This window comes from Herbiconiux gentiana, from assembly GCF_024978135.1.
GTDB lineage: Bacteria > Actinomycetota > Actinomycetes > Actinomycetales > Microbacteriaceae > Herbiconiux > Herbiconiux gentiana.
Genome location: NZ_JANTEZ010000004.1, coordinates 377,301 through 391,941, shown reverse-complemented (window position 1 = coordinate 391,941; position 14,641 = coordinate 377,301). Strand labels below are relative to the sequence as shown.

General features: G+C 74.0%; 11 protein-coding genes. 8 read left to right on the top strand and 3 right to left on the bottom strand.

Translation table 11 applies throughout. The features are described from left to right. The first annotated feature begins 27 nt into the window (after positions 1 to 27). Entirely contained in the window at positions 28 to 933 is a 906-nt protein-coding gene (locus tag NVV95_RS12245; protein ID WP_259486812.1) for a class C sortase, read from the top strand. On the opposite strand, the gene NVV95_RS12240 is transcribed toward NVV95_RS12245, so the two are convergent. After that, positions 926 to 2,701, bottom strand: a complete 1,776-nt coding sequence (locus NVV95_RS12240; protein ID WP_259486811.1) for a right-handed parallel beta-helix repeat-containing protein — start codon at positions 2,699 to 2,701, stop codon at positions 926 to 928. The two genes, NVV95_RS12245 and NVV95_RS12240, sit on opposite strands and share 8 nt — an antisense overlap. Positions 2,702 to 2,902: 201 nt before the next feature. Between NVV95_RS12240 and NVV95_RS12235 the strand changes: the two genes are divergently transcribed. Both NVV95_RS12235 and fgd read left to right on the top strand, forming a co-directional pair. Further along, positions 2,903 to 3,262 carry a hypothetical protein gene (locus tag NVV95_RS12235; RefSeq protein ID WP_259486810.1) on the top strand — a complete coding sequence of 120 codons (360 nt, stop codon included), beginning with the start codon at positions 2,903 to 2,905 and terminating at the stop codon, positions 3,260 to 3,262. 91 nt (positions 3,263 to 3,353) lie between these two features. After that, positions 3,354 to 4,367: a glucose-6-phosphate dehydrogenase (coenzyme-F420) gene (fgd, locus tag NVV95_RS12230; protein WP_259486809.1), complete on the top strand. Its 1,014-nt coding sequence runs from the start codon at positions 3,354 to 3,356 to the stop codon at positions 4,365 to 4,367. 79 nt (positions 4,368 to 4,446) lie between these two features. Here the strand turns inward: fgd and NVV95_RS12225 are convergent, their stop codons facing one another. Together NVV95_RS12225 and NVV95_RS18420 are read right to left on the bottom strand one after the other, a co-directional pair. Then, positions 4,447 to 4,989 (bottom strand): flavin reductase family protein, encoded by a 543-nt coding sequence (locus NVV95_RS12225; protein ID WP_259486953.1) that lies wholly within the window; start codon positions 4,987 to 4,989, stop codon positions 4,447 to 4,449. A gap of 200 nt (positions 4,990 to 5,189) precedes the next feature. Further along, positions 5,190 to 7,907 carry an Ig-like domain-containing protein gene (locus tag NVV95_RS18420; protein WP_269909050.1) on the bottom strand — a complete coding sequence of 906 codons (2,718 nt, stop codon included), beginning with the start codon at positions 7,905 to 7,907 and terminating at the stop codon, positions 5,190 to 5,192. 277 nt (positions 7,908 to 8,184) lie between these two features. Here NVV95_RS18420 and NVV95_RS12210 point away from each other — a divergent pair, with 277 nt between their 5' ends. The 5 genes from NVV95_RS12210 to NVV95_RS12190 all read left to right on the top strand — a co-directional run bounded on the left by NVV95_RS12210 (position 8,185) and on the right by NVV95_RS12190 (position 14,594). Then, positions 8,185 to 8,922: a TetR/AcrR family transcriptional regulator gene (locus NVV95_RS12210; protein WP_259486808.1), complete on the top strand. Its 738-nt coding sequence runs from the start codon at positions 8,185 to 8,187 to the stop codon at positions 8,920 to 8,922. Continuing rightward, positions 8,919 to 10,256, top strand: coding sequence for an MFS transporter (locus tag NVV95_RS12205; protein WP_259486807.1), 1,338 nt, complete (start codon positions 8,919 to 8,921; stop codon positions 10,254 to 10,256). The genes NVV95_RS12210 and NVV95_RS12205 overlap by 4 nt, the downstream gene beginning before the upstream one ends. A 93-nt stretch (positions 10,257 to 10,349) precedes the next feature. After that, positions 10,350 to 11,612: an alanine racemase gene (locus NVV95_RS12200; protein ID WP_259486806.1), complete on the top strand. Its 1,263-nt coding sequence runs from the start codon at positions 10,350 to 10,352 to the stop codon at positions 11,610 to 11,612. Between the two features lie 76 nt (positions 11,613 to 11,688). Further along, positions 11,689 to 13,146: a D-arabinono-1,4-lactone oxidase gene (locus NVV95_RS12195; RefSeq protein ID WP_259486805.1), complete on the top strand. Its 1,458-nt coding sequence runs from the start codon at positions 11,689 to 11,691 to the stop codon at positions 13,144 to 13,146. Beyond that, on the top strand, positions 13,143 to 14,594 hold the full coding sequence (locus NVV95_RS12190) for a glycoside hydrolase family 1 protein (protein ID WP_259486804.1): 1,452 nt from the start codon (positions 13,143 to 13,145) through the stop codon (positions 14,592 to 14,594). Before NVV95_RS12195 ends, NVV95_RS12190 begins: the two co-directional genes overlap by 4 nt. The last annotated feature ends 47 nt before the right edge of the window (positions 14,595 to 14,641 follow it).

Here is a 14,641-nt window from a genome sequence, read left to right as displayed (position 1 = left end):
GCCCCACCTTCGTCGTCTCCGGGCCCGGTGACGAGGCGCGACCTCCGCCGCGCCCGGCGCTGGCGGCTGCCGAAGGTGCCGCTCGCGATCGCGATCGTCAGCGTGATCGGGGCCGGCCTGCTGCTGTTCCCCACGGTCGTCTCCTGGTTCAGCCAGTACGAGCAGTCCCAGCGCATCACCGAGTTGACCGACGACGTGGCCGACCTGAGCGCCGACGCGCTGGCGGCGCGACTGCAGGAGGCCCGTCGGTACAACTCCGAGCTGGTCGACGGCGGAGCCAGCATCGCCGCCAACGAGCGTCTGCCGCTCGCGGAGCAGCCCGAGCAGGAGGGCGACTACGCGGCCGTGCTGCGGGCGGACGAGGACGGCCTGATGGCCCGGCTCAAGATCCCCGCCATCGCGGTCGACCTGCCGATCTACCACGGCACGAGCGCCGACGTGCTCGACCACGGCGTCGGCCACCTCGAGGGCACCGCGGTGCCGGTCGGCGGGGTGAGCACCCATTCGGTGCTCACCGCCCACCGCGGGCTCGCCACCTCCGAGCTCTTCACCCACCTCGACCGTGTCGAGCTCGACGACACCTTCACCATCGAGGTGCTCGGCGAGGTGCTCACCTACCGGGTGGTCGACACCCGGGTGGTGGAACCGTCCGAGACCCAGAGCCTCCTGCCGGTCGACGGCCGTGACCTCGTCACCCTCGTCACCTGCACCCCGCTCGGTGTGAACAGCCACCGCATCCTCGTCACCGGCGAACGCGTCATCCCCACGCCGCAGGTCGATCTCGACTCCGCCGGCGAGCGGCCCGAGATCCCCACCTTCCCGTGGTGGACCGTGATCGCGGCCGGCGTGCTGGCGGCGGCGACCGCCTACGTCTGGTGGTCGGGGCGGCCCGCCCGTGTCCCGGCGCCCAAGCCCCGCGCCGACGTCAGCTGAGCAGGAGGTCGCCGGTCGCGACCGCGTCGAAGCGGAAGCCGGCGCCCCTCGTCGAGCCGAAGGCGGTCGCGACGAGTCGATCGCCGGCGAGCGTCCAGGTGAACGACGGATGCTCGCTGGTCGACCCGTCGGTGCAGCCCGCCGCCGAGACGAGCACCGCCGACTCGATCGTCGCCGCGCCTCCCGGGGCCGGGGCCTTCGACACGAGCAGCAGGTAGGTGGCCGCGGGGGAGCCGTCGGCCGCGTGCCGCCTCGCGGTGACCACGACGAGGCCGCCGTAGGCGGTGGTGCCTCGGGCGGTGCTCTGGCAGGAGAAGGTCGCCGTCGTGGCGCCCGAGCTGAAGTCGGCGGTGGTGCTCGCGGCTGCGGTGGCGCCCAGCGCACCCAGCACGGTGAACGACGTCAGCCCCGTTCCGGTGATCGACGGCAGTCGGTCGCTCTCGCCCGGCCTGATCGACGCGCCCGACGCGATCGTGGGCAGCACCGAGACGGAGTCGTCGACGAAGTAGCGGTGGTGGTCGTCGTCGCTCCCGAGGTCGACGGTGCCGAAGTAGGTGGGCGGATCCGCCAGGAAGAACACCGTGTCGGGCCCGAGGCCCACGGCCTGAGCGGGCCCGGTGACCGAGACGGCGTGCCGGGTGTGGAACGTGATCTGGTTCGACGCCACGACGAGCTTCAAGGTCTCGCCGGCCCGGTTCCCGGTGACGGCGATCCCGTCGGCGGGCGTGACCTGCCCGGGCCAGGCGATGTTGTTGCCGGTGACGTTCGCGGTGCGCGCATCCTCGAGCCGGATGGCGTCGGCCCCCGCTTCGAAGCAGTTGTTGTCGTGCACGTGCACCCAGTTCGACTCGCCGATGAAGACGTTGTGCAGCTTGTCCCGGATGCGCGACGGACCGGAGGCCTTGCTCTCCTCGTGGCCGGGGAAGAAGAAGACGTTGCCGGTGACCGTCACGCCGTCGATGGAGTCGCAGTGCACGTGGGTGACGTAGGCGTGGTTCACGATGTTGTCGGAGAACACGCTGTCGCTGTTGACGCCCCATTTCGACTTCTGGTGGCGGCTCGCCTTCCAGGCGTAGTCCACCTCGCTGAAGTGGTTGCCGGAGATGACGATCATCGAGTTGGCGTGGTTCGGCAGGGCCGGTGCCGCGGGCTGCGAGATCGCCACCTCGGCGCCGTGGAACGCGCATCCGCTGATCGTGAGGTCACGGCAGCCCTCGAGCTGCAGGAACACCGAGTCCTTCGGGATCGACAGCCCGTCGCTCGAGGCCAGGCTGCGGGTGAAGCGGATGCCCCGCACACTCGACGCGTAGCTGGTCGAGTCGTGGCCCGAACCGTAGATCCACTTCGCGCCGTCGCCGAAGGTGATGATGCCGCCGCCGCGGGCGCTGACGTTCGGGGGCATGTGCAGGGCGCCGTCGAAGGCGAGGGGCAGGTCGGAGAAGTCGACGGTTCCGCCGCCCTGCTCGGCGACCGCCGCGACCGCGTCGGCGAAGGCGGTGGCGTTCTGGGCGCCGGTCCTGTCGGGGCCGGCGCCGTGCTCAAGCACGGAGGTGACGGGGCCGGAGGGGGCCGCCTGAGCTTGGGTCGATGCGGCGGCCGCTTTCGCCTGGGTCGACGCAGTGGCCGCCTGCGCCGGGGCCGAAGAGGGCGACCAGACGAGGCCGGCGGCGACGACCGGGGTGGCGAGCAGACCGGCCCGCAGCAGATCGCGCCGGTTGAGAGCGGGAGCCGACCCGGGCGCGGTCGGCGGTGAGGGGTGGGTGCGCATGAGGCCCTCCGTTGTGTCGGGTCGAGAGTAGGCCCCTCCCAGCGGGTGATCGCTGCGGATCGGGGCGGTGTACAGCGAACGTCGATCCCGCGTCCAGATTTCCGGGGTGCCCGCCGTCGTCCGGGGGAGGGTGTACCGTCGAAGGATCGGCACGGGAGCCGGCGTGCGAGCACACGGGTCCCGCACAGACCGGGGACGAAGGTGGCGACGCAGATGGTGAAGGTCGGGCTGTTCGACGCCGATGCCGACGCACTCGCCGCCAAGATCGAGCGGGTGGCCGAGGTCGACGGCCTCGAGGTCACGGTATCGGCCAGCTCCTTCGGGAAGCTGCTGACCTCGCCGAGCTTCCCGCCCGACGTGGTGGTCGTCGAGCAGCGCCCGGGCGAGCGCGTGAGCGTCAACTACAAGATCCGGGTGTGCCGGCTGGCGGATGCCCGGGTGATCGTCGTGTCCGACCCCGACGGCGAACGTGACGACGGGGGCCGGTTCGAGCCCGATGTCGGAGCGATGATGACCCCCGTGGGCAGTTTCGAGGAGGCTCTGGCGCGCATCCGGAACTGACATCGGCAGACGCTGCCGACCGGGCCCGCGCTTTAGACTGACGACGGGCCGTCGATGCCGTCGCGGCCCGCACTCGAGCGAGGAGCAGCGCATGACCATCCCCTTCCGCTTCGGCTACAAGGCCTCGGCCGAGCAGTTCGGCCCCGCCGAGCTGCTGGAGTACGGGGTGCTCGCCGAGCAGGCCGGCTTCGACTCGATCTTCGTCTCCGACCACTTCCAGCCCTGGAACCACGAGGGTGGCCACGCTCCCGCCGCGATGCCGTGGCTCGGGGCGCTCGGGGCGCGCACCGAGAAGATCATCATGGGCACGAGCGTGCTGACGCCCTCCTTCCGCTACCACCCGGGTGTCGTCGCGCAGGCCTTCGGCACGTTGGGGGCGCTGTTCCCGGGGCGCGTGATCCTGGGGGTCGGCAGCGGCGAGGCGCTGAACGAGGTCGTGCTCGGGCTGCCCTGGCCCGAGATGAAGGAGCGTTTCGCGCGCCTCAAGGAGGCGATCACGATCATCGAGACCCTCTGGACCGAGGACCGGGTGACCTACGAGGGGCAGTTCTTCCGCACGCAGGACGCGACGATCTACGACAAGCCGACCACCCCGGTGCCGATCTACATCGGCGCCTCGGGCCCGGCCGCGACCCGGTTGGCCGGCCGGATGGCGGACGGCTTCATCACCACCTCGGGCAAGAAGCGCGAGCTCTACACCGACACGCTGCTGCCGGCGCTCGCCGAGGGCATCGAGAAGGGCGGCCGCACCGCCGACGACGTCGACACCCTGATGGAGATGAAGGTCTCGTTCGACCACGACCGCGAGCGCGCCCTGCAGGACACCCGCTACTGGGCGCCGCTCGCCCTGACCCCCGAGGAGAAGATGGGGGTGGAGGACCCGATCGAGATGCAGCGGCTCGCCGACGCCCTGCCGATCGAGCGCGCCGCCTCGCGCTGGATCGTCTCGACCGACCCCGACGAGCACGTCGCGCGGATCAACGAGTACATCGACCTCGGGTTCAAGCACCTCGTGTTCCACGGGCCGGGTGCCGACCAGCGGCGCTTCATCGAACTCTACGGCGCGGAGGTGCTCCCGCGCCTGCGCGCGCAGCACGGGGGCTGATCGCGCGCGCTGCGCCCCGCCGGGTCGCGCAAAAGCTGCTGTGATCGCCCGGGAGCGCGCTTTCGCGCGACCCGGATCGCTACGAGATCTTCGAGTGGTCCGTGAGGCGGTGCCAGGTGCGGTTGTGGTACACCAGCGGCTCGGCCGTGGCCGCGTCGGCCGCGGGGTCGTCGGCGGGCGGGGCGTAGGTCTCGAGGGCCTGCACGGCGACGACGGTCGAGCCCCCGGCCTCCATGGTGTTGACCACGCGGCCGCGGATCCAGGCGTGCGCCGCCGGGAAGTACGGCTCGCCCGTCGGCAGGCGCCGCCAGATCGAGGTGTCGGCGAAGCGGTCGATGCCGCTGGTGGCGCCGAGCTTCGCGATGTCGAGCTGGGCGGCGCCGAGCAGGTGCACCACGACGGTCTCGCTGCGGCGGATCGTGGGCGTCGACGACGACAGCTCGGAGATCGAGAAGACGAGCAGCGGCGGTTCGACGCTCACCGAGAAGACCGAGGTGGCGGTGAGGGCCACCGGGCCGTCGCCGGCGTCGGCGGTGATGACGGCGACACCCGCGGGGTGGTTGCGAAAGGCCGCCTTGAACTCGTCGGGGGTGACGGTGGGGGCACTCGGATGCGCGACCAGACGGTGATCGCGCGGGGTGTCCTGACCGGGCGCGGCGGCGGTGAGGCGGCCGGCGTGGTCGGTGTCGGCGCGGTCGTCGGAGGGGGTCGGCTGGGTGTTCGTCACCCGTCCAGCCTAAGTCGGGGTGCGGGAGAGCGGTGCCGGGGCGTAACAATCCGCTATCTCGACGATCCGCAGTCTCGCGGGCCGTCGAACGGGGTTCAGGGCTGGTGGCCGTCGTCGAGGTCGGCGGTCGCGATGAAGCGCGTCCAGATCCATACCGCGAGGCACACCGCCGCGAAGCCCGCGGCGAGCACGGGAAGCAGCACGGTCGTTCCCGGATCGGCCGCCGCCTGTTCCGCGAACCACGGCGTCCACAGCATCGCGAGCACCGCGAACGCCGGCACCGTGAGCGCGACCCAGGTCGCGGGCGACCAGTCGAGGACCCGCCGCCCGAGCGACCGCCCCAGCGGCACCAGCAGCACCGCCGCCGAGCCGAACGACGCCAGCGCCACCACGTGCATGAACTCCGCCGCGGCGGCGAGCACCGGGTCGCCCGGCAGCACGGCGGGCGCGTCGAGCTCGGCCCCGGGCTGCAGGATGCCCGACACGAGCCAGGCGGCTCCGCCCAGCACGAGCAGCGCCCCGAGCTGCGCGGCGGCCAGCGCCCCACGTTCGGCCCGACGGGCGCCGTCGGCGACGACGAGTCCCGCGACGAGGCCGAACACCAGCGCGGGCTGCAGGTCGAGCATCCGCGTGACGAGGGCGAGCAGGGCCGACACCAGCAGGTACGACGGATGCACGTGCACCCGGCTCGCGACACCGAACGCCGCCCGTGCCACCGCCGCCGGCAGCACCGTGGCCACCGCGCCGACGAGGGCGAGCGCGGCGGCCGCCGCGAGGAACAGCCGGAGGTAGGCGGGCTCGCCCGAGACCGGCGACGAGAGCGTCACGATCGCGGCGGACGTGAGCAGCACCAGCACGCCGCGCGCGGCCGGCGCGAGCGCGACCTGGGGCGGCACGTCGTACTCGGCGCCGGACCGGTTGCGTCCGAGCACGCGGCGGCGCGCCCGGGGGCGCAGGGGTTCGGGCGCGGCGTGCGCGGGTGCGGCGGTGGTGCCTGGACTATCAGGGCCCGGTGCGGCGTGCCTGGGAGTGGCGCCCGTGGGTGCGTCGGCGGTGATCCGACGCGTGGAGGCGGGCGCAGGTGCGGGGGCGGGGTGCGGAGGCGCACCGGGGGTGAGCGGACGGGTGGGGGCGTGCGCGGCGGAGGTGAGCGGACGGGAGGGGGCGGCGTGCGCGGGGGTGCGGTGGGGCGGTGCCGGCGGGTGGCGGAGCGCGGCGGCGGGAGCCGGCAGAGCGCGGAGGGTGCCCAGGGCCGCCGCGAGGAGTCGGGTGGGGAGAGCGATAAGGAGCAGCGCCAGCACCCCGGCCAGCAGCGCCACCCACCACAGCGTCGCCGTGCTCGGCCCGAGGGCGGGCTGCAGGGCGGAGGTGAAGCGGGTGGCGTCCGACCAGGTGCCGGGCGCGGGTGCGCTGGGTGCCTGTCCGGTGCCGGGCGCCGCGGGAGTGCCGGGCGCGGCCGGGGCGGCGTCGCCCGGGGTCGGCTCGGCGGGCGATCCCGGCGCGGCCGGGGTGCCGTCGGGCACCGAGGAGTTCGCCCCCGGTGCGCCGGCCGCGGGACCCGCGGGGGAGGTCGGCGCGCCCGCGGCGCCGCTCGGGGCCGGGACGGTGGCGGGCGCATCCTGGAACCGGATCGCCCGGGCGGCGGACTGCACGCTGACGTTGCCGGCGGCATCCTGCTGCAGCACCGCGATCCGGTGCTGCCCCGCGGCAACCGGCGATGCCGAGCACGACCAGCTCCCGTCGGGGCCGACGGCCGTCTCGCAGAGCACCTGCGCGCCCGCGAACACCGAGACGGTCGCATCGGGCTCGCCCCGACCCGCGAACACCTGACCGGACGGTGCCACGGTCGTGCCGTCCGCCGGCGATCCGAGGGTGGGCGCCGGCGGAACGGTGGTGTCGACCGTGACGGCGACGGGGTCGCTCGACGGAGAGGCGCCGCCGCTCCACGCGGTGGACTGGGCGGCGGTGATCGTGTGGTCGCCGTCGGTGATCCCGTCGAGCGGGCAGGCCCAGGCGCCCGAGCCGTCGGCGGTCGCAGTGCAGGCGACGGGCTCGGTCGACGCCGTGACGGATGCTCCCGGAAACGCCGTGCCGGCGACGACGCCGTTCGACAGCGCACCTCGCAGACCACCCGTCACGACGGGGGCGTTGAGCACGGCGACGTCGATCGAGGTCTCCGCCGAGTCGGCTCCGGCGACGAGCGCGACGGCGCGCAGCGTGGTCGACGGCGAGCTCTCGAGCGGCGCGGGGCAGCTCCAGACGCCGTCGGCGTCGGCCGTGGCGAAGCAGAGCGGCTCGGTCGAGCCTCCGGCGAGCAGCTGCACGGCCGCGCCGGGGGTCGCGGTGCCCTGCACGACGACCCCGCTCGCCACGAGCGCCCCGGCGACCGGGCTCAGGATGCGCGGCCGCTCGTTCTCGACCGGCGCCGGCGCGGGCGGCGGCGTCGATGACGCGGCCCCACCCGGATCGGGTGCGGCGCTCGGACTCGGCTCGGGCTCGGGGGCCGGCGACCGAGACGGAGACGGCACGCTCGTCGCACTCCGTTCGGCGACCTCAGCGGATGCCGCCTGGCCCGATCCCGCCGTCGCCGCCTGGCCCGATCCCGCCGTCGCCGCCAACACGGGCGCCGCCCGGCCCGATCCCGCTGCCGCCGACACGGGCGCCGCCGAGGCGGAACCGGCGCCCGACAGTCCGCCCAGCACCATCACCCCTGCGACGACGAGCCCAACGACCACGGTGAGCGCGCCACGCCCGAACCCGCGGACCGCGGCCCAGGCGCCCGTATCCTCGACGCCCAAATCCCCGGTGCCCATGCCCCAGGCGCCCGTATCCCCGGTGCCCTTGTCCCCGGCGCGCACGCCTCCCGCGCCGTCGCGGCGCGGCGACGGCGTTCGTTCCCACCCGCTTCGCGATCCCGACACCGCGTACCATTCAGCCAGACGCCCCCGCGCGGGCTGAACACCCTCGCCGCCTTTCGGATGGAATTCACACGACGCCATAGACGCGGCAGCGATCGTTCGGCCATACTGACGCAACTGGGTCATCTGACCCACTCACCGCATCCGGAACCGCCGACCGCGAGGAGCGCGCATGGCCCGCCTGCCCGTCGCCGAGCGCCGCCGCCGGCTGCTCGCCGCGGCCTTCACGGTGATCTCGCGGGCGGGGGTCGCCGGCGCCACCACCCGCGCCGTCGTCGACGAGGCCGGGATGAAGCTGGCGAGCTTCCACTACGCCTTCGCCTCCCGCGAGGAGCTGCTCGCCGAGCTCGTCGGCGACGTCATCGAGCGCACCGAGGTGGTGCTCGCGGTGCCGCCGGCCCCCGGCGAGACCCTCGAACAGCTGCTCGAGCGGGGGCTGCTGCGCTACCTCGACACCGTCCGCGAGGCCCCCGAGCGCGAGCGGGCGATGTTCGAGCTCACCCAGTACGCCATGCGCACGCCCGGGCTCGAGGGCCTCGCCGCCCGCCAGTACGAGGGCTACCGGGCGCTCGCCGCGGTGTCGCTCGCCGAGGCCGCCGAGAGAACCGGATGCGCGTGGCAGCGCCCCCTCGACGAGGTCGCCGCGCACCTGGTCGCCCTCACCGACGGCCTCGCCCTGGCCTGGCTCGCCGACGCCGACGACACCCGCGCCCACCGCACCGCCTCCTTCGCGGCCCGCGCCCTCTCGGCGGAGTCCCGCCCGGCGGAATCCCGCCCGGCGGAATCCCGCCCGGCATCCGCCCGCCCTGCGCCCACGCGCCCGGCACCGCCCGCCCACACGGCACCGCCCACCCGACCAGAACCGCCCACCCGCCCTGCACCGCCCACCCGACCAGGGGAGCCCGCATGACCACGGACCAGCCCGCCTCATCCCCGACCCCCACCGGTGCCGGTGTCCCGCCACCCCCCGCCCTCGCCGAGCCCACGCGCCGCGTCGGCGGCCGCTGGGTCGCCCTCTTCGGCGCCGCCTGGCTCGGCATCTGGATGGCCCAGCTCACCCCCGTGCAACTCCTCCTCCCGCTGCAGATCGACCAGCGACTCGCCGCACACGCAGCCGCGAGCGCGGGCGCCACCGCCGGCGCCACCCCCGCCTGGACCGACAGCGTCCTCGCCTTCGGCGTCATCTCCGCGATCGCCGGCGTCTTCGCCCTGATCGCCTTCCCCCTCACCGGCGCCCTCTCCGACCGCACGACCTCCCGCTTCGGGCGCCGCCGCCCCTGGATCGCCGCCGGCACCCTCCTCTTCGCCGCCTCCCTCCTCCTGCTCGGCCTGCAGACCGACCTGCTCGGCATCGGCGTCTTCTGGACGCTCGCCATCATCGGCTTCTGCGTCCTCTCCTCGGCCCTCACCGCCGCCATCAGCGACCAGGTGCCGGTCGACCAGCGCGGCCTCGTCTCGGCGTTCATCTCCGCGCCCCAGGCGGTCGGCCTCATCCTCGGCGTGCTGCTCGCGACCCTGCTCTTCACCGGCCAGCTGCTCGGCTACGCCGCCATGGCCGCGCTGCTGGTGCTGCTCGTGGCTCCGTTCTGCCTGCTGGTTCCGGATGCCCGGCTGCACCCCGGGCAACGACAGCCCCTCACGGTGCGCGCCCTGGTGGAGAGCATGTGGGTGAGTCCGCGCGAGCATCCGGACTTCGGCTTCACCCTGCTCAGCCGCATTCTCGTGAACATCGGCAACGCGCTCGGCACGACGCTGCTGCTGTACTTCTTGATGTTCGGCCTGCGCGACCCGAACGCCGAGGACGACCTGCTCGTGCTGATCGTGATCTACACGATCTTCGTGGTGCTCGCGTCGGTGGTGGCGGGCGCGCTGAGTGACCGGCTGCGGCGGCGGCGCGTGTTCGTGCTGGCCGCGGCCGTGCTGCAGGCGCTGGCCGCGCTGCTGCTCGCCTTCGTGCCCGAGCTCACGGCGACGATGCTCGGGGCGGCCCTGCTCGGTCTCGGCTACGGTTGCTTCCTCTCGGTCGACCAGGCGCTCGCCACGCAGGTGCTGCCCGACCCGGCGTCCCGCGGCAAGGATCTCGGCATCATGAACATCGCCACCGCCGTTCCCCAGGCCATCGCTCCGCTCGCGGGGGCGGCGATCGTGACGCTGCTCGGCGGCTTCCCGATGCTCTTCCTCGTCTCGGCGCTGTTCGGCTTCGCCGGCGCCCTCGCGGTCAGCCGCGTGCGGAGCGTGCGATGACCGGGCGCTGCGGCACCCGGCCGGCGCGGCTCCGATCGGGGCCCGGCCGGAGCATGCGATGACCCCCGACCTCCCTCCCGTCAGGAGCCCCCGATGACGCTCGACCTCAGCTCCCACCCCGCCGACGGGCAGCCCTGGCGCGACGTGCAGCGCTACTGGCGCGGCCTCACCGCCGCCACCGCCGACCGGCAGCCGCCCGTCGCCGTGATCGGCCTCGCCGCCCTGCGCCACAACGCCCAGTCGATGCTCCAGCGGGCGGGCGGCACGCCCATCCGGGTGGCGAGCAAGTCCATCCGTGTGCGGGCGGTCCAGGATGCGGTGCTCGCCCTGCCCGGATACGCGGGCATCCTCGCCTACACGCTCCCCGAGGCGCTCTGGCTGGCCGCGCGCCGCCCCGACGAGGTGCCCGACATCGTGGTGGGCTACCCGACCGCCGACCCCGACGCGATCCGGGCCCTCGCGGCCGACGAACGTGCGGCCGCCGGCATCACCCTGATGGTCGACTCGACCGCCCACCTCGACCTGATCGACGCGGCGATCGCCCCGGATGCGCGGCCGAGCATCCGCGTGGCCATCGAGCTCGACGCCGCCTTCACCGCCCCGGGGCTCGGCCGCCTCGGCGTGTGGCGCTCGCCGATCGCCACCGCCGACGAGGCGCGGGCGCTGGCCGAGGAGATCGCGCGCCGGCCCGGCTTCGCGCTGGTGGGGATGATGGCGTACGAGTCGCAGATCGCGGGCGTCGGCAACCGGCCCCGCGGCGGGCTGCCGGGGCGGCTCGTCACGGGCCGGGTGATCGACTGGATGCAGCGGCACTCGGCCACCGAGCTCGCCGAGCGGCGCGGGGCCGCAGTGGCGGCGGTGCGGGCGGTGGCACCGCTCGAGTTCGTCAACGGCGGCGGCACCGGATCGCTCGAGTCGACGAGCGCCGACCCCTCGGTGACGGAGATCGCAGCCGGGTCCGGCCTGTTCGGCGGCCACCTGTTCGACACCTACTCGCACTTCACCCCCGCCCCGGCCGCCGCCTTCGCGCTGCCGGTGGTGCGGAAGCCGCGGCGGGACATGGCGACCCTGCTCGGCGGCGGCTGGGTGGCCTCGGGGCCGCCCGCGCCCGACCGGCTGCCCGAGGTCGTCTGGCCCCGCGGCACCCGGATGCAGGCCCGCGAGATGGCGGGAGAAGTGCAGACGCCGCTCTCGGGACGCACGGCGGCGGCGCTGGCCGTGGGCGACCGGGTGTGGCTGCGGCACACGAAGTCGGGGGAGCTCGCCGAGCACGTGAACGGGTTCGTCGTGATCGACGACGGCGAGATGGTCGACGAGGTGCCGAGCTACCGGGGCGAGGGGCAGGCGTTCCTGTGACGCGGGGGAGTGCCGATCTGACCGGGCGCGGCGTGAACCGGGCGTCGATGTCGGCGGCAGCAGGGAGGATGGGGTCATGACGGCGGCGAACGGAACCTGGCGCAACTGGGCGCGCACCGAGGCGGTGAAGCCGCAGCGCGTGGAGCGCCCGGCGAGCATCGGTGCGGTGCAGCGCGCCGTGCGGGCGGCGGCCCGCGGTGGTCAGCGCATCAAGGCGGTCGGTGCGGGCCACAGCTTCACGGGCATCGCCGTGGCGACGGGCGTGCTGCTCGAGCTCGACGCGCTGAGCGGCCTGGTCTCGGTCGACCGCGAGCGCTCCCGGGTCACCCTGCTCGCCGGCACCCGCCTGCACCAGCTGCCCGCCCTGCTCGGCCCGCACGAGCTCGCGCTGGCGAACATGGGCGACATCGACCGCCAGTCGATCAGCGGCGCCATCTCCACCGGCACCCACGGCACCGGCGCCCGTTTCGGCGGGCTCGCCACCCAGGTCGTGGGCCTCACCCTGGTCACCGCCGACGGCGAGCTGCTGCGCATCGACGAGCACGAGAACGCCGAGCTGCTGCCGGCCGCCGCCCTCTCGCTCGGTGCGCTCGGCATCATCGTCGAGGTGACGCTGCAGTGCGTACCGGCCTTCGTGCTGCACGCGGTCGAGCGGCCGCTCCCGCTCGACGAGGTGCTCGACGGGCTGCACGGGCCCGAGGGGGTCGTCGAGACGAGCGACCACTTCGAGTTCTACTGGTTCCCGCACACCCGCTCGGCCGTCACCAAGACGAACACGCGCCTGGCCGCCTCGGCCCCCACCCGCCCGCTGTCGCGGATGAGCTCGTTCGTCGACGACACGCTGCTCGCCAACGGCGTCTACGCCGTCACCTGCGCCGCAGGCCGGGTGGCGCCCGCGATCATCCCGACGGTGAACGGCCTGGCCGAGCGGCTCTGGTCGAACCGGGAGTTCTCCGACCTGTCGCACCGGGTGTTCGCGACGAGTCGCACCGTGCGGTTCCGCGAGATGGAGTACGCGGTGCCGGCCGCCGACGTGCCCGAGGTGCTCCGCGCGGTCGACGCCCTGATCGAGGAGCGCGGCTGGCGCATCTCCTTCCCGATCGAGGTGCGGTTCGCGCCGGCCGACGGGCTGTGGCTGTCCACCGCGTCGGGGCGCGACAGCGGGTACATCGCGGTGCACCGCTACCATCGCGAAGACCACCGCGAGTACTTCGAAGCCGTCGAGGAGATCATGACCGCCCACGCCGGCCGCCCGCACTGGGGCAAGCTGCACACCCGAGGCGCCGCCGAGCTGGCGGCGCTCTATCCGCAGCACGGCGCGTTCGTGGCGCTGCGCGACCGGCTCGACCCCGACCGGGTCTTCACGAACGCCTACCTCGACCGCGTGCTGGGGGAGACGGCGGCGACGGCCCCCGGCTCGGGCGGCGCGCTCGGCGCGCAGACCGGTGCGCCCGGCGGCTCGGCGGCGACGGCACCCACGGCCGGCGCGCTCGACGGCTCGGCCGGCGCGTTCGACGGCTCGGCCGGCGCATGAGCGCCGCCCTGCGGCTCACCCCCGAGGAGCGCCGCGAGTTCGCCCGCGACCTCGGCGCCCGCCTGCCCGACGGTTTCGTGCTCGGCACGGCCACCAGCGCCTTCCAGATCGAGGGCGCCACCCACGAGGGCGGCCGAGGCCAGTCGGTGTGGGACGCCTTCACCAGCCAGCCGGGTCGCATCGTCGACGGCTCGACCGCCGACCGCGCATCCGATTTCTATCACCGGGTCGACGAAGACGCTCAGCTGCTTCGCGACCTCGGCGCCGACTCGTACCGCTTCTCGTTCGCCTGGCCGCGGCTGCAACCCGAGGGCAAGGGCCCTCTGCGGCGCGAGGGTGTCGACTTCTACGAACGGATGCTCGACCGACTCGACGAGGCCGGCATCGACACGCTCGCGACGATCTTCCACTGGGACACCCCGAACGCCCTGCCCGGCGGCTGGATGGCGCGCGACACCGCGCTGCGCTTCGGCGACCTCGCGTTCGCGCTGGGGGAGCGGTTCGGCGAACGGATCGGCCGCTGGGCCACCGTCAACGAGCCGGCCACGGTCACGCTGAACGGCTACGGCCTCGGCGTTCATGCCCCCGGCGAGACCCGGCTGTTCAACGCCCTGCCCGCGGCGCACCACCAGCTGCTCGGTCACGGACTCGCCGTGCAGGCGCTGCGGGCCGCCGACGTGCGCGGCGGCATCGGCATCGTCAACGTGCACTCGCCGGTGGTGGCGGCCAGCGATTCCGACGCCGACACCGCCTTCGCCGAGCTGTTCGACGTGCTGCACAACCGAATCTTCGCCGATCCGGTGCTGCTCGGCCGGTACCCCGCGTTCCCCGAGGGCTTCGAGCCGCTGTTCTCGGCCCTCGGCGACGCCGACCCGGCCGACCTCGCGCTGATCGGCCAGCCGCTCGACTTCTACGGCCTGAACTACTACGCACCCACCCGCATCGCCGCGGGCTCGGGCGGCACGGCCACTCCCGACGGGGCCTCCACCGCCATGGCCTCGCTGCCCTTCCATCTCGCGCCCTGGCCCGAGTACCGCAGCACCGGCTTCGGCTGGCCGATCGCACCCGAGTTCCTCGCGGTCGCCCTCGACGAGCTGGCCGAGCGCTACGGCGACGCGCTGCCGCCGGTGTTCATCACCGAGAACGGGGCGTCGTTCCCGGATGCGCGGGAGCTCGACGAGGCCGACGGAACGCCGCACGTGCGGGACGGGGCGCGCATCGACTACCTCGCCGGCCACCTCGAGGCGGCCCTCTCGGCGGTCTCCAGAGGCGGCCCGGCCCGCTCGATCGACCTGCGCGGCTACTACGTCTGGTCGCTGCTGGACAACTTCGAGTGGGCCGCCGGGTACACGCAGCGGTTCGGGCTGGTGCACGTCGACTTCGAGGACTTCACGCGCACCCCGAAGGACTCCTACCACTGGTTCCGGCTGCTGGCCGAGTCCCGCTGACCGGCTAGCTGGGAGAGCACCGCTTTCCCCCTGAGAGTGCGCTTTCC